The sequence below is a fragment of the Acidobacteriota bacterium genome, assembly GCA_020349885.1.
GTDB lineage: Bacteria > Acidobacteriota.
In genome coordinates this window covers 135,624-156,019 of sequence record CP070701.1, presented here as the reverse complement: position 1 = coordinate 156,019, position 20,396 = coordinate 135,624, and the positions used below count along the sequence as shown (strand labels likewise).

14 protein-coding genes are annotated in these 20,396 nt (G+C 55.9%); all 14 read right to left on the bottom strand.

Annotated features, from left to right (window positions below; genetic code table 11):
- Positions 1 to 93 precede the first annotated feature (93 nt).
- Positions 94 to 1,440 carry a glycosyltransferase family 39 protein gene (locus JSV08_00745; protein ID UCF80983.1) on the bottom strand — a complete coding sequence of 449 codons (1,347 nt, stop codon included), beginning with the start codon at positions 1,438 to 1,440 and terminating at the stop codon, positions 94 to 96.
- A 101-nt stretch (positions 1,441 to 1,541) separates the two neighbouring features.
- Positions 1,542 to 2,975: a methyltransferase domain-containing protein gene (locus tag JSV08_00740; protein ID UCF80982.1), complete on the bottom strand. Its 1,434-nt coding sequence runs from the start codon at positions 2,973 to 2,975 to the stop codon at positions 1,542 to 1,544.
- On the bottom strand, positions 2,972 to 4,861 hold the full coding sequence (gene asnB, locus JSV08_00735) for an asparagine synthase (glutamine-hydrolyzing) (protein ID UCF80981.1): 1,890 nt from the start codon (positions 4,859 to 4,861) through the stop codon (positions 2,972 to 2,974). Before asnB (JSV08_00735) ends, JSV08_00740 begins: the two co-directional genes overlap by 4 nt.
- A 97-nt stretch (positions 4,862 to 4,958) precedes the next feature.
- Positions 4,959 to 6,932: a hypothetical protein gene (locus JSV08_00730; protein UCF80980.1), complete on the bottom strand. Its 1,974-nt coding sequence runs from the start codon at positions 6,930 to 6,932 to the stop codon at positions 4,959 to 4,961.
- A gap of 1 nt (position 6,933) precedes the next feature.
- A complete protein-coding gene (locus JSV08_00725) occupies positions 6,934 to 7,893 on the bottom strand; it encodes a glycosyltransferase family 2 protein (GenBank protein ID UCF80979.1) in 960 nt (319 codons plus the stop codon).
- Between the two features lie 64 nt (positions 7,894 to 7,957).
- On the bottom strand, positions 7,958 to 8,920 hold the full coding sequence (locus tag JSV08_00720; GenBank protein UCF80978.1) for a glycosyltransferase family 2 protein: 963 nt from the start codon (positions 8,918 to 8,920) through the stop codon (positions 7,958 to 7,960).
- A gap of 2 nt (positions 8,921 to 8,922) precedes the next feature.
- Positions 8,923 to 10,347, bottom strand: coding sequence for a glycosyltransferase family 39 protein (locus tag JSV08_00715; GenBank protein UCF80977.1), 1,425 nt, complete (start codon positions 10,345 to 10,347; stop codon positions 8,923 to 8,925).
- Positions 10,344 to 10,940: a class I SAM-dependent methyltransferase gene (locus JSV08_00710; protein UCF80976.1), complete on the bottom strand. Its 597-nt coding sequence runs from the start codon at positions 10,938 to 10,940 to the stop codon at positions 10,344 to 10,346. The genes JSV08_00715 and JSV08_00710 overlap by 4 nt, the downstream gene beginning before the upstream one ends.
- Before the next feature lie 118 nt (positions 10,941 to 11,058).
- On the bottom strand, positions 11,059 to 12,261 hold the full coding sequence (locus tag JSV08_00705; protein ID UCF80975.1) for a glycosyltransferase family 4 protein: 1,203 nt from the start codon (positions 12,259 to 12,261) through the stop codon (positions 11,059 to 11,061).
- A gap of 548 nt (positions 12,262 to 12,809) precedes the next feature.
- Positions 12,810 to 13,547 (bottom strand): class I SAM-dependent methyltransferase, encoded by a 738-nt coding sequence (locus tag JSV08_00700; GenBank protein ID UCF80974.1) that lies wholly within the window; start codon positions 13,545 to 13,547, stop codon positions 12,810 to 12,812.
- A 118-nt stretch (positions 13,548 to 13,665) separates the two neighbouring features.
- Entirely contained in the window at positions 13,666 to 15,201 is a 1,536-nt protein-coding gene (locus tag JSV08_00695) for a hypothetical protein (protein ID UCF80973.1), read from the bottom strand.
- Between the two features lie 3 nt (positions 15,202 to 15,204).
- A complete protein-coding gene (gene asnB, locus JSV08_00690) occupies positions 15,205 to 17,223 on the bottom strand; it encodes an asparagine synthase (glutamine-hydrolyzing) (protein ID UCF80972.1) in 2,019 nt (672 codons plus the stop codon).
- A gap of 2 nt (positions 17,224 to 17,225) precedes the next feature.
- Entirely contained in the window at positions 17,226 to 18,596 is a 1,371-nt protein-coding gene (locus JSV08_00685; protein ID UCF80971.1) for a hypothetical protein, read from the bottom strand.
- Positions 18,593 to 20,335 carry an O-antigen ligase family protein gene (locus JSV08_00680; GenBank protein UCF80970.1) on the bottom strand — a complete coding sequence of 581 codons (1,743 nt, stop codon included), beginning with the start codon at positions 20,333 to 20,335 and terminating at the stop codon, positions 18,593 to 18,595. The genes JSV08_00685 and JSV08_00680 overlap by 4 nt, the downstream gene beginning before the upstream one ends.
- Positions 20,336 to 20,396: the final 61 nt, after the last annotated feature.

The following is a 20,396-nucleotide window of genomic DNA, read 5'->3' as shown; positions in this document are numbered from 1 at the left end:
GACATCCCGTTCAGCGGTCCGTTCAAGAGCGAAGACGCCGCCGAAAGCAGGGGTGAAGGAAAATCCGACGAGCTCGAATGCCGTAAAGGCCGCTCACGAGGCACGCCCTAGTGGCTTGCTTGCATTCCACCATTCTCTCAAGGCAACGCTTGCCAAAAGAACATAGGTGATTTCCATCGGGAGAATATACCGCGGCTCGACATGCATGATAGGGCCTGTAAGAAGAAAATAGGCGAAGGGCAAGCACGCGACCGTCAAGGCGCGCCGACGGTTTTGACGCCACAAAAGCACTCCCCCCGCCGCGGCCACTCCCAACAGCACCCAGTCAAATCCTTGAAGTATCAGATTAAGCAAACGTTCCACAAAAGGGCGCGCATAACTTTGAAAATACAGGACGGCTCCGAGCACCATGCCTTCCCGCTGCATGAACGATTGAACCCCTTCTGGTGTCACCTCCGGCACAAAACCCCAAAAATGCCGCGGGAAAAGCACCTTGGCGAAACGCAGAGCGTAAGTTTTCGCGTAAAACAACGGATGCTCCATGAACGCCTTTGTAAATTCCCTCTTCAAAAATTGATCGGCTTCCACGCTGTGCCAACGGTAACCCTTTTCCGCAAGCCGTGCCTGCATGTACTGGTCATCTACCACGACGCCCCATGGGTTTTGACATTCGCCCAAGGCCGCCCAAAGAGCCCAACCTGCGGAGGTGGAAGTCAATAGGAAATGCCCCGTTCGTTGCCAATTGTAAAATCCCCATGGCAAGAGACAACTCCCAATAACAATCGTTGTCAACACGAAAACAACCGTGGCGCTCTTCCAGCGGTTCTTTTCGGCGGAGGCAAAGGACGCCGCCGCCAGAAATGGCGCGAACAAAAGCACCGTAGGGCGGAAATAGCTCTGAGCGGCCACCACCAGAGCGGAGAGCAGCCACCATCGGTAACCGCCTCCTTTTACCGCCCGCCAGACCGCCCATAACATAAACACCGTCAGCGGAACCATGAAGGCGTCGGCATGCGCTAAAACCGACGAAACGGCAATGGGAGGCCACAGCGCATACAGAACACCGGCCACGCGCGCGACCCCCAGGCCCAGCATTTGCCACGCAAGCGAAAACAGTAAGACGCAGGCCGCCGAATCCACAAGAGCCTGTACAAGGCGAACGGGAAAATATTGCGCCTCAACAAGGGAAAAAACCGCTGCCACACCAAGGACATATCCCGGCATATACCCCAGCACAGGTTCGACATTCGCACTCAAGGGAGGATAAAATAGCGGCTCGATAAGAACCCCGTAAGCGTTTTGTGCCTCCGCAACAACAGGCATTCCTTCCCGATCAACGGCAAATCCCTGTCCCTCAAGAAGATGCTGCGCGGCACGTGAGGAATTGAGCGCGATGCTGGCAAAGTAGCCGTAACCGTCGAGATGCCATGCCCACACCACACGCCACCCTAGGGCCACGACAAACAGTGCGACACACCAAAAGATAATCCTTCTACCTTCCAAAACAGCCACCGTACAAGTCTGCCCGGATATTTTCCGCCTTACTGGACTATGACTTGCATCACATACCGAAGAGGCAAGCCAAGCCATGGGATGGAGCGAATGCGCCGAATGCGGCCTTGCCGTTCCAGCATGCGGCACAACTCGGCCTTGCTTATTTCATGCAGGTGCCATTCTTCACCGGCAAAACCGGCCTTGCGCTCCGTCTTTCCCAGAACCAAGTTGTAGAGGCGTAACTTGCGAAGCCAATCCTTGAGGAAATCAATCAGCCCGTCGTTGGGAACAGAGACAACCATCGTTCCTCCGGGTTTCGTTACCCGGCACATCTCCGCCAAGACAACCTCAGGATTAAGGACGTGCTCCAGCACCTCCGAACAGTACACTTTATCAAAGGAATCCGCTCTGAAAGGCAAGTTCTCGGCCGCCGCCAAGGCCACGCTCGCGCGCCCCTCCATCCGCTCTCGTGTTTTCCTGACGCCGGTCTCGGAAAGGTCGATTCCCACCAGCCGGTCGCTCGACAAACGCTCGAGCAGGTTTCCCGCTCCGCAGCCCACCTCCAGAATTCGCTCCGCGGGAGACAGAGCCAGAAAGCGAACGATCGCGCGGGCGCGCAGCGCCTCCACCCATCGTATAAACAGATTCGGATGGCGGTGGAAATAATCGGGATCGTATTTTTTAAACATTCGCTCGTTCCACTGTCGAAACTCATCAAATCGCCGGTTGCCCTTCTTTTCTCCATGGCGGCGGCCTTTCGTACACACCAACAGGATGGAAACGCCGTAAGGATAGGAAATCCACCTGAGAAAAAATATCTCCGCTCCAAAAATGGCATGAAGAAAATCGTTCAAAAACAGAGTGCCGGCCTTCCGCTCTAGCCAGGGGTCAAGACGAAACAGCCTCGTGATGGTGCGCACGAAGTAAATGGGAAGAAAAAAGAAAAAATTGAAATGTGTTTTCCGCACGGGCACGCAGCCTGCTTCTTCCACCAGACGCGTAAGCGGTCCCATGCGGTAGCGTCGGCGATGCTCCCCCACCTCGTCCTGAAGCCCCCGAAGCAACGAGAAGGCGGGCACGGTAACCACCAAATGGCCCGACGGTTTCAGAATACGCACAAATTCGGCAAGCGCGGCCCGATCGTCAAGGTGCTCCAAAACGTCCATCGCGACGACGAGGTCCGCGCTATCATCGGGAATTCCTTCCAGGTTTTCCGCATTGCGCAACAAAAGATTGGTGTAGCCCTGGTTCTTGCAATATTCCAGTGCTTGCGGGCTTATGTCAATCCCTATTACCCTTCCGTACGAAGCGAGAACCTGGCAATTGTTGCCTACGCCGCAGCCGATGTCGTAGATCGTTTTCGAATGCGCCACATCGCCGACAAGATTCCGCAAAACGTCGTCGAGAAGGCGCCGACGACCGCGAAACCACCAATGGCGCTTCTCCCTGGCCGCCTCCGCGTCGTATTCACTCAATTTCATCGGAGCCACCTCTCGCGCCAAAGCTCAAACATGAAGAGCGCCCAGAGAGGCTTGCGCCAGTCGCGCTTGCCGGAAATATGCTCTTCCACGAGGCGCGATACGTACGGCGGGTGGAAAAAGCCAAGTTTCTGAATCCGCTTCTCCGAGAGCACGTCCCGGAGATATTCGCGGAGATCTTCCTTGAACCACTTTCCAGTAGGAATGCCGAAACCCTTCTTGGAACGATAAAGAATCTTGTCAGGCAGCCGGCGGCGCATGGCTTTCTTAAGAATGTATTTCGTGGTTTTGCCCCGCAGTTTAAGGCGCGCCGGCAGGCGGCTCACATACTCGACGACGCGCACGTCCAGAAAAGGCGCCCGCACCTCCAAGGAATGCATCATGCTTGCCCGGTCCGCTTTGACGAGAATGTCGTCCTGAAGATATCCCTTGTAATAGATGTAGAGAGAGCGCTGCAACGCGTCGCGACTCGGAACTTCATCCCCGTAGGCTCCCAAGGCGCGATACACCCATTCAAGCTGTCCATCGGCCTCGTTCCACAACTCCGCCTGCATCTTGGGATAGAAAGCACTCATCCAGACTTGATGCCGGGTCTCTTCGGAATAAGGAATCCCCGCAAGAAAGCGTTTGGCCTTGAAGTCCAAGCTGAAGTTGGAGAGCGACGGCGGCCACCGCCCCACCCACGCCTCCAACTGTCGGTGCAAAAACGGCGGCACCAATTTCTCATACCAGCGGGCTATCTTCTCCGCCAAAAAAGTAGGATAGCCGGCAAACAATTCGTCTCCCCCGTCGCCTCCCAGCGCGACCGTCACGTAGCGGCGAGTCAACCCGGAAAGAAGGTACGTAGGCACGATGGAAGGATCGGCGAACGGCTCATCCAGACGCTCCACCACATCGGGAAGAATTTCGAGCATGCGCCGCGGATGAAGAACCTCCTCGTGATGATTAGTGCCGAAATGATCGGCTACGGTGCGTGCGTACCGCGACTCGTCGTACGAGCGCTCCTTGAATCCGATGGAGAACGTCTCGATCCGCTCCGGCGGGACAAGCTCGGCCATCATGGCGACCACCGTGCTCGAATCGATGCCGCCGCTCAAAAAGACGCCCAGGGGAACATCGCTGATGAGGCGCTTCGCCACGGCGTCCCGCAGAAGCTCCCGGAGGCGGTCCATCACCTCCCGCTCGTCCACGTGCCGCCCGTCTTCGCCAAACGGGCACGGCCAATAATTTTGAATTCGAAAACCGTCCACGGAAACCTTGAGCGCGCAGCCTCCGGGCAATTTCCGGATGTCTTGAAAAATGGAATGGGGGGCGGGAATGTATTCATGGGCGAGATACCTCGTGAGCGCAACCCGGTCCACGTCACGCGACACGAGCGGATGCTTCAAAAGCGCTTTGAGCTCCGAAGCAAAGAGAAACGTCCCGTTCTTCCGCACGTAGTAGAAGGGTTTCTTGCCCATGCGGTCGCGCGCCACAAACAACTCCCGCTTTCGCGCGTCCCAGAGCGCGAAAGAAAACATGCCGTTCAGGCGGCTGAGCATGCTTTCCCCGTACTCAAGGTAGAGGTAAAGCAGCACTTCGGTATCGGAGCGCGTTCGAAAGCGGTAGCCTTTGCGTTCGAGTTCGGGGCGCAACTCAAGGAAGTTGTAAATCTCTCCGTTGAAGACAATGCCAGCGGCGCCGTCCGCACTCCACATGGGCTGGTGCCCTCCCCCAAGATCAATGATGCTGAGGCGCCGATGTCCCAGCGCTACGTGCTCGTCCAGGTAGAAACCGCTGTCGTCGGGCCCGCGATGGCGGAGCGCGTCGCCCATGGCGCGCAGCGCCCGCTCCGCCTCATGCCGAGAGGAAGAGGGATAGGCGCCGATCCAGCCTGCAATGCCGCACATTTTATATCTTAACTTGTTGTCACTTCATGAATCGCCGTCTTCCCCGTGAGGGCAAATACTCCCCCACCGCAGCGACCCAGGGACGACTCTCACAAATTCAGCCTCCTCCGGTATAAGCGACTTTCACAAAGTATAGCCCATTTGAATGCGTATCTTGCGACACTCCTCTCGAATAGGTGTATCTTCGTAAAACACTAGTTGAAACTTCTGGCAGCATAGCCTGAAAACGTCGTAAGACGTCCTCAGGGACAAGAAGGTAATCGGGCCTCCATGCGAGAAAGGTTTCTCTTTCGCGAAACTTCAGTGAAGCGTCAAAGTCTTCTTTACCGTCCCTGAGTAAATAGGCCACCGTAAGGGGCGGCCTATCATGAAGAGCAAAATAACCATCCCTGTGTAGAGGGTAGATGAAGTCTGATACTGTAAGGATTCGTGTAGGAGGCGGGACTAGACGCTTAAAGTCTGAAACAATAACTTCTATCTTGCTATCCACAGCGTATGGCGCTTTCGAACCCCTGAGCCATAAAATGCCTGTCCAATAACCGATGGGGGTTAGGATCATCATCGACACGAGTATAGCCAGCGATATTCTGCGCACAGAAGGGTTCGTGACCCACATGCGCATTATGCGAACTAGAAACGAGCCTGAAAACAAAGGAACAATTAAAACACTCACTTGAAAAAATCTTGACATGTTCCATTCTAAGACACTATAGCCCACGAACAAAGGTACGGCGAGGGAGATACAAACTGACAAAAGAAGGATTTGTTTAAAAGGGTCTCCTCTTGGCTTCAGATAATAAGGAAAAAGAAGAAACAAAGGCCCGAACTCCAGCAGCACCACACGCCAAAACAGCGGAGAAGATACGCCTACATAACCTTCCGGATAAGTTAGAATCATAGTAGGCCACCTAAGATAAAAATCGCTTGCCCTGACTTTGGAGGGTAACGGCTGCGCGACTTGCTCTCTCTCAAGGCCGACATTTTTATCCGCGGACTGAGAAAAGTCGATCGCCCCTCCTTGTAGACAGGAGAGAAGTAAACTTAATGCAAGCACCCCTACCAGCGCGGCTTTGAGCGCGGTGCCTTCTTTTCCTCTCCAAATATCTTTTAAAGCCACAACGACAATTGCAAGTCCCATTACGGCCAACAGCTCAGGAGAGGTGAGTCCAATCGATGCCATAAGGCATGCAACCAAAACAAACCAAGGTAGCAAGGAACTTCCCAATCGGCGTTTCCAGAATGCCTCAACCAATAACAAAAGCATTGGAAGCACGGCATAAGCCACCGATCTCGCTATCCCGGCAAACTGAATATAGGGGAGAGCGCTAGCTGCCATCAATTTTCCCGGGCGCGCGTGGGTTAAAATAACCGCCACGCCGGTAATGCTGCTCCCAAAAAAGTAGAACAGGATGCTCACAACGGTCGCCGCAGGCTTGGCTAAAAAATAGGCTTTCACGAACCCTGCGACCGCCAGCGCTGCACCAATAAAGACCCATGCCACCACAATTCCTGCGACAAAACCAATATCCCACCCCGTTGCTCGATAGAGAAGAGCAGCCAATAAATGAAAGCCATACGGGTAGGCAAGAGGTTCATCCGGCGCAAAGGGACACATGACAGGAAAGTTTCCGTGGGCAATCGTTCCAATGAAAGCGTGATGCGCTGGGAAATCGACAATGCGAAGGAAAAATCTTGTACACGCCATCAGCGCCACCGTCAAAACTACTGTCCACCATACAGGAGAAAGCAGCAACTTTGGAATTGTCGGCCAGAACTTTCTAAAGTGTGCATAACTCAAACGCATCTCTTCCCGAAAATCTTTTGAACTCCACCAGGAAAAAAGCAACACCAAAACCCCTAAGGTGTGTCCCAACACCACACTCCATGCAAAAGGAATCGCGTAACTTATGAGGTTGATGAAGAAAATAGTGAGCGAACACCCTACTGCGACGGCGCCGTAATACATCGATGCGGGACGAGGATAGCGATTGGAAAACGGTCGGCACGCTAAGCCGATCGCCACTAATCCTAATAACGTTGTCGAAAGGAAAAACAAAAAAAGAAAAAACATCTCATTCCCCAGCCGGGGAAATATTCACTTTCTCCCGAACAGAATACACCGGCCGTTTTCGCGTCTCGTGGTAGATACGGATGAGAATCTCCGCCAGTACCCCCATCATAACGAGCTGCATGCCAACCAGTATGAGAAAGATGGAAAGGAGCACAAAAGGATTGCGGTGGACGTAAATGTCGAGCGCCAGTTTGTGATAGAGCGTAAGGCCCGCAAACCCCGCTCCTGCCACGCACAGAAGCATCCCCAGCCCGCCGAACATATAGATTGGCTTGGTGGCGTAAGAACCCAGGAATTTAATGGTCACCAAGTCGAGAAGCACCTTGACGGTCCGATTGATGCCGTACTTCGACTGGCCGAACTGGCGTGGATGATGCGTCACTTCAATCTCGGTCACCCTAGCGCCTTCCCAAGCGGCATATATGGGTATAAAACGGTGCATCTCGCCGTACAAGCGGACGCCCTTGATGACTTCTTTCCTATAGGTCTTCAACGTGCACCCGTAATCATGAAGGCGCACGCCGCTTATGCGGGAGATGAGCCAGTTCGCCACTTTTGAGGGAATCACCCGCGTCCACGTTTTGTCCTTGCGGTCGCGGCGCCAGCCGCTTACCACGTCGTAGCCCTCGTCCAGTTTTTCGAGCAGGCGCGGAACGTCGGCCGGGTCGTTCTGCAGGTCGGCGTCGAGCGGAATGATCACATCGCCCTCCGCCATCTCGATTCCTGCGCTGATGGCCGCCGTTTGGCCGAAATTCCTCCGAAACCGGAGGCATTTCACGCGTTGATCCTTCTGTGCAAGCGCTCGAATAACCTCAAAACTCTTGTCCGTGCTTCCGTCGTCGATGAACAAGATTTCGTAATCGCGCCCTTGCACCGCTTCCTGCAGGCGGCCGGCCAGAATCGACAGGTTCTCCTCTTCGTTATAAACGGGGACGACAAGGGAAAGGGACGGACGTTTCATATAAGTTCCTCGAAAACCCGTTTGTTGGAAAGGACCAATGTTCGCCTATGAATTGGATTTCGCCCTAAGAGCGGGAACGATCTTCCATTTCCAAACGCTTGATCCTGAACAGAGCATCCTGCATGAGAGTACGGTTGGTGTTGATCATGTCGGCAAGCAAGCCGGCAAGGGTCAAAAACATGCCAATCACAAGCATGGTGCCGGAAAAAACCACCAATTGGATATGACCGGTCGGCCCCGAAACGGTAAAGTAGTAATAAAGGAAAACCAGGAATCCCAGAGCACCTATCGTCAGGAACGTCACTCCGAGCGTCAAAAAAATGAGGAACGCCCGGTACATAGCGGCAATACGGAGGATCGTGCGCCCGGACTGCCAGAGGTAGTGAAGAATGCTTTTCGCCAAGCGAGATTCTCGGGTTTCGGGGTTAGCAGAAACCAGAATTGCCGTCATCGGAATATTGAGGACACCGGCTTGGATGATGGTTTCGAGCGTATAGGAAAAATTCGAAAAGACGTTCACTCTCATCATGGCGAAACGGCTGTAAGCGCGGAACCCAGTGGTCGTGTCCTCCACCCGGGTGCCCGACACCCTGCGCACGACCCAGCTGCCGAGTTTCTGTAAAAACTTCTTTAGAGGGGAAAAATTGCTGATCTCGTCGATCTTACGGCAGCCGATGACGATGTGATATTGTTTTTCCAAAATTGGGCGTATCAGGTTCGGTATTTCCGAGGCCGGGTACTGGTTATCCGCGTCAGTGTTGACCAGAACATCGGCACCCAGCGACAGGGCATGGTCCAGACCAAAAGAAAAAGCGCGCGCCAGGCCCTGATGGGCCCCCAGAGAAACCACGTGATGGGCGCCGGCATTCCGAGCCACTTCGACCGTTCGGTCCGTGCTGCCGTCGTCGACCACCATGATTTCGATTTGATCCACGCCCGGGACAGACACTTTCAGCAACCCCGAAATGGTCTGCCCAAGCACCTCCTCTTCGTTGTAACAGGGAACTTGAATAATCAGCTTTGTCATGGTCATACTCCTTCCGGTCTGGAAGGCGTCCACCTGGAGAGAAGTTTTTCTCTAGCCGCATCATACAGACGGAGTCCCGCAGGTGCTCCCAATAGAATATAGCACGGAATGATCGTAACCAGGTATCGAGGATGAAAATGGATGAAAGCGGACAGGGAAGCGATGTAAACGATAACTCCGAAAACGGGTGCCTTAAATTTATAAAAATAGTGTCCGCCGGGCCAGTTTCCTGAAAAAAGCCCGCCTACGGCCAGCGCCACCAGCGCCAATTCCAAGATATTCCAGCCCCGCCAAAGGACAAGGATCGCTATGCTGCCAGCATGGTGAAAAAGCCAGCCGGGCAGCTCGCGCAACGAACCAGGCATTGGCGGGTCGAACTGCACTCGCCACCCAAATCCGTAGTAACTCCGTGCCGTCACCACTTTCAGGCACCTACGAAAAACCTGGGATGCATAGGCGGCGGGATGCGCCTTGACGTTTTTCCAAAACTCGCTTTTGAGAAAGCGGTCGCTCTCAGGCGAGTGCCACTCGTAGCCGTGGGCCTCGACGAATTCCTGGGCCATCTTATCGCTTGCCTCGATACCCCATGGGTTCGGAAAATCTCCCAAGCCTTCCCAAAAAGCGTAACCTCCTATGGAAGACGTGAACATCCAGCGGTCGGCCAGCCGATGGTTTCGCCACGCCCAGGGCACCAGAACCAGCATGGTGACGCCAAAAACCAGAGCGCCGGCGACGAGCGGGCGCCATGAAAAGCGGGAAAAGACGAACCCCATCCCGCCCATGGCCAAACCCAAGAGTAGGAAAGTGGGGCGTAAGTAGCCGCCCAGGCCGACCCAGAGACCGGAAAGCGCCCAGAACCACCACGCCCGGCGTCCTCGAGCGTTAATACCGCGAATAAAAAAGTCCAAGGCACCGATGGTAAAAAACGGTGTCATAGCATCCGGAGTAGCCGTAGCGCTGGATATGGCCGAAGGCAGCCACATGGCGTATACGAACCCGGCCACCCATGCCGCGCGGAGGCCGAGCATCCGCAGGGCCAGCCCGGTCAACCACAGGCAAGCCAGACTGTCGAGCACCACCTGGAACAAACGTGCAAACACGAAAGTCTTCCATCCCCCGAAAAGCCAGAGGAATATGGCGTATCCGGGGGGGTACTGGAAAACGGGCTGGACACGGCGCTCCGGGTAACGGGAAAGGGGAAAGTGCCTCAAGTCGGTCAAGCCGCCCCGTTCAGTTTGTTCTTCGTAAATTGCGGCGACCCGGCTCCGATCAAAGGCATAACCGTCTCCCTGGGCAAGGTGTCTCGTGGCCTCGGCATTTTGAATACCGACGCCAATGTAATTGGGAGAGCTCCACTCCAGACCGAGGGCCAGAAGACGGACCGAAAAAGCCAAGACAAAGAGAAAGAGCCAATGCCGGGAATTCACCGCTCCGTTTTCTCCATTACGGCCAGATGGTTCAGTCCGGCTTCGAAGCTTGTCAGGCGGAGCATGCGGTACCCCGCCTGACGACACAACCCACGAAGCTGTTTTCGGGAAAAATAACTGTGATGCTCGTCCATCTCACTCATAAAGAATCCGAACATAGATCCGACATCTAGAATAGGTTTGCCGAGGGGGCTCGGGGTGGTAATGACAATCCGTCCCCCGGGAGCCAGATACCGGCCCAGCCCCGCCAGCACTTCAGAGGGATGTTCGAGGTGCTCAAGAACGGCCAGCATCAGGATAGTATCTCGATCTTTGATGTCCAAGGACGTCACGTTGTTTTTGTCTAAATAGAGATTGATAAACCGGTGTTGGGGATACTTCGCCTTGGCCTGGGCGCAGACGTCTTCCCGTCCCTCCACCCCAACGTAATCTTCCACATCCGAAAGCCACTGGAGGAGCTCACCCTGGGAACACCCGACGTCAAGAAGACGTTCACCTCGAACCCATGGCACGGCTTTCCGAAAACGGAGCGACTGGAGCCATGGGGAAAACAGGCCGTTTAACTGGGTCGACGAATCGGATTTAGCGATCATGGATTAGGATAGAAAATTCCAACCCTCGAGCCCCATGGACACGCCGAAGCTTTACAAGGCGCGGAGCCAGCCATTATGGAACATCATTTCGACACTGTCAAGATATGTTGAAATTCGGTTAAGGAAAAAAATCGAGCCAGCCCATTTTTCGAACCCGGTCCAAGATGCGCGCCACATGCCTGTCCCACGTGTAATGCTTGACCACGTGGTCGCGCGCGGAGCTTCCCAAGCGGAGGCGCAGTTCTTTGTCGCGGGCAAGCCGAACGATCGAGCGCGCCAGAGCTTCGGGGTTGCCGGGGGGCACAAGGAGCGCCGTCCTCTCGTGCTCAAGCACCTGCGCGAGCTGCTCGATGCCGCTTGCCACAACCGCCTTGCCCATGGCCATGTATTCAAAAAGCTTGGTGGGCGAGCCGAAGAACGGCGAGCCGTCCGGGTTCTGCACGTGCGGCGATAGCAGAATATCGCACGCCCCAAGGTGCGCCGGCACCTCTGCGGACGGCACGCGCCCGGTGAACGTCACGTGCGCTTCGCAGCCGTCTCGGTTAACTTGCTCCTTTACCGAAGTCCACAACGGCCCGTCGCCGATGAGCAGAAAGCGAACATCGGGAAACGCCGCGACGGCTTGCCGCACGGCCTTGGCCAACACTTCCACGCCATGCCACACGGAGAACGTGCCGATAAAACCCGCCACGATGTTGTTCTGCGAAATGCCATAACGCTCGCGGACAGATCTTCCCTCAATTCCGGGATGGAATGTCTTGGGGTTTGCCCCGTTGGGGTTGACCAAAATGCGCTCGCTTGGAACGCCCCGCGCCAGCAATTCCTCGCGGACGCGCTCCGACACGACGACGAGCAGTTCGGCAGAGCGGATGTTTACTCTCTCCATCCACCGCGCGAGGTGCATAAGAAACGTCCAGCCCCGTCCCCAATGCTCAACCATCCAAATCTCCGAGCAATTGTATTCGAGAACGAGAGACCTCCGCAAAGCACGGGATAAGAGGAGGCCAGAAACGTTAAACAACAGGTGACGCTGGTAGATAAACGCCGGACGCTTCTTTCGAAGAAGTTTCCATGCTTTCAGAAAAACGCGAGCATTATATAAGATAATGGGAACGTTAGGAACGTGCTCTCCCCATCGCCATGGGAGTACCGTTGTAACAGCATCTACGGCGGAAGGAAAATTTTCTCTGCGCTGGCTCGAAATCACCGAAACCTTTACGCCCCTATCCCGCAACCCTTCCAAAGCGCCCCGCATGTGCGCTCCCGCACCGCCCAAGACTTTTTCCGACGCAAAATCGAACGGGAGAAACAAATACAACATTCGTTGGTTTTTTTGGTTTGCAGCACGACGCTCCCGTGGCCTGCAAAACTCCAACCCCAACAGGACACTATGAGACAAAAGAATTAAAAACGGGAGCGTAACAAATTCCAACAACATCCGAATAAACCGCAGGACGAGTCCTCCATACGAGATTCGGAAGCTCCGTCCATGCGAATCGACCAGCCGACGCTCTTGGGCGCGCACCAAAAAAGCGCCGAGCTCCACAAAAAACCGGTACCGCAAAAAGCGAACCGTAGGAACGTAAATTTGCAACTCACGGCATGATGGCGCGCCCCAGAGAGCGCGAAAATACTTTCCTGCAAAGAGCGTGTGTGCGCTATAGGGAAGCCGAATCTCGTGTGCATCCTCAGGAATGACCGGGGCAGAAGAAACACCAAAAAAATTAATTGCTACTATGCGATTCCCAGGCAGCATCTTCTTAAACAGGCGTCCTATACGATTTTCGCTTCAGCGCTGGTCTTTTCGCACGGCAAAGCACCATCCGCTTGCCAAAAAAATCGGAAAAATATTTACCGCACAGACTCCATCTACTTTTGGGCAAGATAGCCTATTCGCGTTCCAAAAAAGCGAAATAGGTATGTTGCGACTTGAAGAATATACGAATTATTAGGCATGCGCCATTCTGAGTAAAAGCGCAAAGGGCGCAGTCCCATCCCGCACAGAAGCCGCCGCAGCTCTAAGGGACTGTAAAAACACTCGAAACCAAAATCCGTTTGGCCTAGACGCTGATCCTTTATTGACCGTCGCCGGTATTTCAGATTCCAGGCGTTTGACGTTGTAATTACTGCATATCCACCATGCCGCAACACGCGTGCAATTTCTTCAAAAGACTTTCTTCGCTTGCCGGGGTCAGGAATATGTTCTAGGGTCGAGAAGGCAACCACAACATCAAAACTCTCGTTTTGAAAGGGTAGCGCGCTGGCATCCGCCGCATAAAGATGAATGGTGTTAAGGAGGCAGGCAGACAATTCTTCTTGAAGAACTTGCCTTGCGCCTCGGAGATTCTTGAGCGAAAAATCAACGGCATGCCATGCCCCCGCACATTTGCCAAATTGAAGCTCATCAATGGGTTCTGCGCAGCCGACATTAAGCACCTGCTTACCACAAAGGTCAATAGGAGCGAGCAAGCTCCAATCACTTAATGCCTTATTCGTTAAATAAACGGTGTTGAAGCGATAGCCTTTCTTAAGGAAACGTTGCGGATACACGTCGTAGGCATCACGAACCGCCTTCTCCGCATCAGAATAACTTGCCCTTGATTTCATCAGGCCTCAACCTGCTTTCCACGCACTAGAGCGATGAATAAATTGCAATGGAGAGTCTCTCCCACACGAAATTTTCTCAAAAGCATTTCAAAATTGCTCTCAGCAAACCTCGCAAACCCTACTGCTTGCTTTTGAGAAGGAGAAACAGAGCCGCGATCCGGCGCAAATCATAAACACCCAACAACAATATTCCACCAAAAAATACTACACTTCCAACAGCAATCAGCACCACAAGGCCCATGAAAGAAGCACTTAACATCGGCACATACCACTTCAAAAACCCCAACACGCCACCCATGACACATCCCCCAAGCGCCATCCGTGCTACAACGCTTCCCAAAGCTTTCCAGGGCATGGTTATGCCGTCCTTGTGTATAAAGTGGGCCATAAACATGCTCTGTCCAAGGTAGCCCAGACCCATACCAATAGGGACCACAAGAACTCCCAGGCCACCTCTTAATCCGAATACCACCGCCATATTCAGCCCCACTCCGATCAAGATAATCTCCGTGACCCGCCAATGTGCTCGCTTCGCCCAGAAATAGTATCCCAGCATGGAATTTAATCCAACGCCGAGGATGCCCGCTGCGTAGAAGACCAGCAAGCGGTACACAGCCTCCGTGGAGTCCGCGCCGAACGCTTCCCGCTCAAGGAGAGTCCGCACCACTTCGCGCCCTAAAATGACAAATCCAATGGTCAAGGGAATGGAAAACAAAAAAACGGTTTTTATTCCAAACGTAATCGTGTTCCTGAGTTCATCCCAATTCCCCTCTGCGATGAGTCTGGAGTACATGGGAAACACTGCGGTAGCAAGGCTTGTCATCATGAGGCTGGAAGGAATGCTCACGAGTTTGAAAGCATATCCCAAGGCAGCCACGCTTCCCTCGGGGAAATGCGTTGCAACGGCCTGCGGGACAATATAGTTCAGCTGATCCAGGATGCGAAACAGCAGCAAGGGGCCGAAAATAACCGCGAGGAACTGGGGAAATACAGGATGCCACATTGTTCCCCTCCACGAAAGGCGCTGATAGCCCCGAAAGATGAACCATAGGAGCACTGCACTGGCAATCGCGGAAACGATTTGAGCATTTAACAGGGCGAAGATGCCCCATTCATTTGCGTAATAAAAGATGAAGGTGATGGCCAAAATCTTATAAAAAAACGGAGCAAACGCCGGTCCTGCAAAATGGTAGTTCGCCTGCAGAATAACCCCTACCACGCCGCCCAACAGCATAAAGAACGCGGCGGGAAGCAAATACAAGAAAAGACGCTCGGTAAGGGCCTGCGTTTCTGCATTAAAGCCGCGGGCGATGATGCCAAACAGCGGACGCGTACAAAACGCCAATGCGCCCAGCCCCACTACGACGAACAGAAAAAGTCCCTTGAACATCGCACTCAACATTTGGGACAATTCCTGCTTTTGTTCATTGGCAAGATATTCGTTGATGACCGGAACCAGTAAAACGGAAGCGTTTGCGACAACGACCGTAGTCAGGGAATTCGGAATTAGCAGGGCAATGTTAAAGGCGTCCATGGCGGCGGAAGTCCCATACGCTCGCGCCATCAACATCTGCACCAGCAGCCCTAGCGGCAGGCCGAGCGCGTTGGCCACGGCAATGGTGCCGGCTGCGCGTAAAAGACGGGCACGCGTCATGGTTTACGTCTGCCCCTCAATCCAGCGGTCGTACCACTTCAGGAAGTTGAACAAAATCCAATACGCGGAACTGTCGCGGCGCGAAGAGGGCCCCTTCATCTCGGCGTCCACGCGGTCGAAGCGCAGAAAGCCCCGCCGCCGAAACCGCGTCGTTTGAAACGTATGGCGCATCTCCCGACCAAGCTCCGTGTCCATCCAGGCGTCCACCGGCGCGGCGAAGCCCTGCTTTCGCCGATAGATGATGTCGTTGGGAATCAGGCCCTCGACGGCCTTCTTGAGGATGTGCTTCGTTTCCCCGTGATGAATCTTGAGCGCCGGCGGAATGTTCATGGTGAACTCGGCCAGCGCGTGGTCGAGGAACGGAACGCGGGCCTCAACCGATGTGGACATGGTAATCTTGTCCACGCGCATGAGCAGAAGCTCCGGCAGGCGGTGCTTGAGCTCCATATAAATCATCTGCTCCAGGAAATCGGCTTCCGGCTTCTCGCGGCGCAGATGGTCGGCGAGGGCTCCGACCACCGTGGCCGACGAGAGGTGCTGATGATTGCCGAGAAAAGAATCTCCCAAGCCCTGAAAATACGGCACCGTGACCCCATTCCCGAACGCGTCCTTGTTCACGTAGCGCTGTTTGGCGGTTTCCAGGAAAGCAATGGCGCCGCCCCAGAATAATTCCTGGTCGTAGGCCGCCCGCATGGCGAGTTCGGCGCCAAACGCGGGCATCCACCGCCTTCCCGTCCAGCGCGAACGCGAAGCAAGCAGCGCCATATGCGCCGCCGGGACGCGCACCGCCCGCGGCAGCCTGCGGAACCACTTCCAGGGGCCTTCATGTATCCGCTGAAAGATGACGTTCCACGGGTAGCCACAGAACTGCTCGTCGCTTCCCTCCCCCACCTGAATCACTATGGTGCCGTTGTCGCGCGCGAGCTTCGACACATAATAGAGCGGCACGCAGACGGGATCGGCGATCGGCTCGTCCTGGTGGTAGATGAGGTCCGGAAGATACTCCAGAAGGTCGCTCTCGCCAATGAGAACCTCGTGATGGTTCGTTTTGAACTCGCGGGCGATGCGGCGCGCGTATTCCAGTTCGTTGTATTGCGGATTGTCCTTAAACGCGACGGTAAAGGTGTCCACGGGGCGGTCCATCAGGCGCGCCATGAGAGCCACGTTGGTGCTCGAGTCGATGCCTCCGCTCAGGAACACGCCGAACGGCACGTCGCTCATCATGCGCTTCTCGATGGATTCGGACAGAAGGCGTCGGATTTCCTTCGTGCAGTACGCCTCGACGCCCGGCTCCCCCGACTCGCGAAATGCCCGCTCGAAGCGCTCGCGGGGCACGATGGGATCCCAGTAGTGGTAAACGCGTGGATCCCGGCCTTCCTCAACCACCATGGCATGCCCGGCGGGCAGCTTGTAGATCCCCTTGAACATGGTGAGCGGCGCCGGCGCGGTGTAGAGCGTCATATAGTGATACAGTGCCGTCGGGTCCACATCGCGCGAAACCTGCGGATGCTCAAGCAGCGCCTTGATCTCGGAGGCAAACAACACCTGGCCGCCCGTGAAGGTGTAGTAAAGGGGCTTGATGCCGATGCGGTCGCGGACAAGCCAGAGACGCCTCCTGCGCGCGTCCCACAAGCCGAAGGCGAACATCCCTTGAAGACGACGCACGCACTCGAGGCCCCATCGGTCGTAGGCGTAGAGTAGGGTTTCGGTATCCGTACGCGACCGATAGCGGTAACCTCCGGCCTCGAGCTCGGTTCGAAGCTCAGCGTGGTTGTACACCTCGCCGTTATAGGCAATCCAAAGCGCGCCGTCGGCGCTGGCCATGGGCTGGGCGCCCGCTTCGGAAAGGTCAACGATGCTCAGCCGCCGGTGCGCCAGCCCGACCCGGCCGTCCGGGGAGCGCCACACGCCGGCGCCGTCGGGGCCGCGATGCACCATGGTGTCTCGCATGCGCTCCAAAAGTGATTCCGTAATCTCGGCATCGCCTTTCCGAAATTTAAAGATTCCCGCGATCCCGCACATCGCTAGATCAGGTGCACCTCCAGGGCATCCACACGCACGGCGGGGCAATGCCCACGGACGGCAACTCCACAAAAGAAAATCTTGACGTACTTTAGCGGCTCCTCGCGGTTGGTAACATGCCGCTCGGTCAAACCCCCTACGACATCCTCCAACTCAACACGTCTCCAGCCGCCTCCTGCGTCTTCGTCAGCCTCAGGCCCGCTTGCAGGAGAGCCTATCCATTTTTCCGGAAACTTGAGACGCACGTAAAGCATCAAAATCGCCGGCAAAGCGCATTCCCCCTCCATACGCACATAAGCGACGAGGCGAACACGGTCTTCCGGAAAGAGTCGAACGTCAACGGACTTCCAATACGCCCGCCATTGAGAATCCTCAACTTGATGTTGAATAAGCACCTCTTCACTTCGGGAACTCCGGTAGCCGGGAGGCGAGATGCGGCGCGCCTTGACTTCCGCGTCACGCCATCCCCCGCGCCAAAAACGCAGCACCGGCTGGGTTTCAAAATCTTCTAAAGTAACATATGGTTTCCCGCCCCAAATTTTTTCCCGATGCGCCGCATACCGGGTATCCAGCCAGCGCAAATAGGGTGCAATCTGCGGGCTGCAGACCCCCGCCAGGTCAAAGCACCGCCTGGCTTGTTCCCATTTCTCAAGCGCCACGGCTTTCCGCGCCTCTTTGAGGAAAAATTCCTTCGCCTTCAGCTGGAGAGCGTCGGATTCCTGCTTTGACGCCTGAGCCACTTCGTCGAGAGCTTTTCGAAAAAGCGTCCAGTCCTCCTCGCCTGCCCTCTCCGCCAGCCAGAGCGCTCCCCGCGCAAGCGTTTGCCAGAACGCGACGCGAATTAGCCGCTCCGATTCCCGCAGAAGTTGCCTGGCCCCGGGGAAATCGCCGTGCTCCGTGAGCACCAGGGAAGCTTCACAGAGCCGGATGGCAAACTCTTTCCGGAGCACGGAGTGGACGGGAAATAAAGCCACGGCGGCGCCGTAGCCCTGATGCCATGGGGCTATGACTTCCGGTGCCGCCCGAAAGGCCATATCGCCAAGGGCCCAGGCCGTCAGATAGTGCCCCGGCGCTTGCCGCCACGCCCGCACGTAGCCGCGCTCCGCCTCTTGCCACCATTCGAATCTCTCGCGAGGACGATTCTCTCCGAAAGCAAAGGCAAGGTCCGACGCCCGCTTTTTTAAAACCCCGTCCCACGGAGCCAGCCGCGAGGCAAGCCGCAGCTTGGCATGGTGCTCCTCCGAAACGTCCTGCTCCCCTGCGACAAAGTGCTTGCGTCCCAGATGGTGTGCCCATGCATCGGCAACGACCGCGTAAGCCGCCGCCGCGACGCCCAGCAAAACCGCCGCGGAAAACAGCGCTTTGCGACTCATTCTTCTTGCACCCTTCCCAGGGACGCGGAAATGGCCGCGGTGACCGAAAACACAAACGACACGGCGGGAATGCGAAGCGGGAAATCGAAGACACTATGGAACAGCACGTTCGCCAGTCCCACCCCCAGACCCGCATGGAGGGGCGAAAGCCGCACCTTGCTGCGCATCGCTACCGCGGCCATAGCCCAGCCCAAGAGCCCGAGTGCCGCGAGGCCGCCTTCCAGGCCGATTTCCAAAATATCGGACTCGGCGTGTTCGGCAATGCTCCGCTCCCCAGGCACCGTTCTGCGGTACGGAAAGATGGTCCGAAAAGTCCCCCATCCCGCGCCCCATAAAGGGAATTCCTGGATCCCCTTCCAGACGTCATGCCACAAATAAAAACGCTTTTCCTCGCCGAAGTGCATGAGGTCAATCTGCCTGGCTTCCTGGACGAGCGCTTCCTCCCAGCCAAGATAGACAATCGCCCCCAGGCTCAGGGCCACCAACAAGCCTACCATCACGACGATGACGGTAACGGAAGGTCCCTGCCCGCGCTGCAGATACATCACGAAAAGCAGTCCAAACAAAACCAGCCCCCATGCCGTAACCAGAAGCCCGCCCCGCGAGCGGGCAAGCCCCACGGCGACGAGCATCCCCACCGTCAAAAAGCAGAAGCAGAAGCTCTTGGCGAAATCGTTCGGAGTGAATTCACGCTTTTTCCGGCGCCGCCGCACCACCGACGCCCCGTCGGGGGTTACGCGAAAATGCTTCTGCTCCGGAGGGATAAAATTGATAAACACAAAACCGAGCGCGACGGGAAAGACCAGTTCCATCAAGGTGCAGAAGTGATTGGGATTGACGAAAGGGCCCATGAAACCGTAGGGAATTTCACGAAAGCCGTAGAGATGCCTCGTGCCGCTCACGTGCTGCAGTATGCCGACAAAAGCCACGGCAAATCCCGAGCCGACGAGGTGGAAAAGCACCCACCTTGCCCGCTCGAACGTCGGAAAAAGCTGCAAACATAGGAAGAATACCATCCCGAGCGACACCACCAGCAGGCCGTCCCGCAGCGTCGCCGCCGGATAGACGCTCAGGGGCAGCCAGTCGGAAAACCGCCATGCCTCCACGGATCCGGCGTCCGGCGGCTCGCTCCCCTCCTCGACCTCCAGTTCTTTCCAGAGCTCATCCGTGTTCTTCGGAAGGCCCAGAGAAAGCCAGCGGCCTTCCGCAATCACGGGCTCCCATACGACGGCGCCCGTTCCGTAGCCCGGAAGCGTCTGCGCATAGAGGCGGTACGTTCCCGGGGAGACGATCTTCATCATCACGGGAGGCATCGGCAGAAGCTGAAAAATCAAAAGGCCGAAGAACAGGAGAAGCGGGAGTTCCGCGCCCGTGCGAAGAAACCGGCGCCCGGCGCAGTAGGTGTAGTTCTGGAGGCGGTAAACGTGCACCGGCTCATCCGGCAGCGTCTTGCGCGAAGGAAACCGCCCTCTCGTGAGGTGCTGGAGAGCGCGCGCCAGCCGCGGATGGCGCGCCCAGAGGCGTTTCCTCCAGCCGAGCGCCCGCAGCTCCCGCCACTCGGCGCGATAGCGCGCCTGCTCACCTTCCCTGACGACCCAGGCTTGCATGAGCAGCCACGCCCCGAACATGCCCACGCTCACCGAGACGAGCACGGCGCGCGCCCAGAGCTCGACCGAGGCGAAGGCGAGCGGCGCGAACCACAGGAGCGCATAGACGCCCCAGCGCAGCCATTTTTCCATATACTTCCGCCTCATGCCCGCATGCCCCGCCGGAGTTTCGGGAACAAAAAAACTTTTATCG

Excerpts from the sequence above, each read along its gene's own strand:
- JSV08_00705 (UCF80975.1), bottom strand. The coding sequence starts at position 12,261 with ATGTTGTATTTGTTTCTCCCGTTCGATTTTGCGTCGGAAAAAGTCTTG.
- JSV08_00695 (UCF80973.1), bottom strand. The coding sequence starts at position 15,201 with ATGACGCGTGCCCGTCTTTTACGCGCAGCCGGCACCATTGCCGTGGCC.
- JSV08_00700 (UCF80974.1), bottom strand. The coding sequence starts at position 13,547 with ATGAAATCAAGGGCAAGTTATTCTGATGCGGAGAAGGCGGTTCGTGAT.
- JSV08_00720 (UCF80978.1), bottom strand. The coding sequence starts at position 8,920 with ATGACAAAGCTGATTATTCAAGTTCCCTGTTACAACGAAGAGGAGGTG.
- JSV08_00740 (UCF80982.1), bottom strand. The coding sequence starts at position 2,975 with ATGAAATTGAGTGAATACGACGCGGAGGCGGCCAGGGAGAAGCGCCAT.
- JSV08_00730 (UCF80980.1), bottom strand. The coding sequence starts at position 6,932 with ATGTTTTTTCTTTTTTTGTTTTTCCTTTCGACAACGTTATTAGGATTA.
- JSV08_00710 (UCF80976.1), bottom strand. The coding sequence starts at position 10,940 with ATGATCGCTAAATCCGATTCGTCGACCCAGTTAAACGGCCTGTTTTCC.
- JSV08_00680 (UCF80970.1), bottom strand. The coding sequence starts at position 20,335 with ATGGAAAAATGGCTGCGCTGGGGCGTCTATGCGCTCCTGTGGTTCGCG.
- asnB (UCF80972.1), bottom strand. The coding sequence starts at position 17,223 with ATGTGCGGGATCGCGGGAATCTTTAAATTTCGGAAAGGCGATGCCGAG.
- JSV08_00685 (UCF80971.1), bottom strand. The coding sequence starts at position 18,596 with ATGAGTCGCAAAGCGCTGTTTTCCGCGGCGGTTTTGCTGGGCGTCGCG.
- JSV08_00725 (UCF80979.1), bottom strand. The coding sequence starts at position 7,893 with ATGAAACGTCCGTCCCTTTCCCTTGTCGTCCCCGTTTATAACGAAGAG.
- asnB (UCF80981.1), bottom strand. The coding sequence starts at position 4,861 with ATGTGCGGCATTGCAGGCTGGATCGGCGCCTATCCCTCTTCCTCTCGG.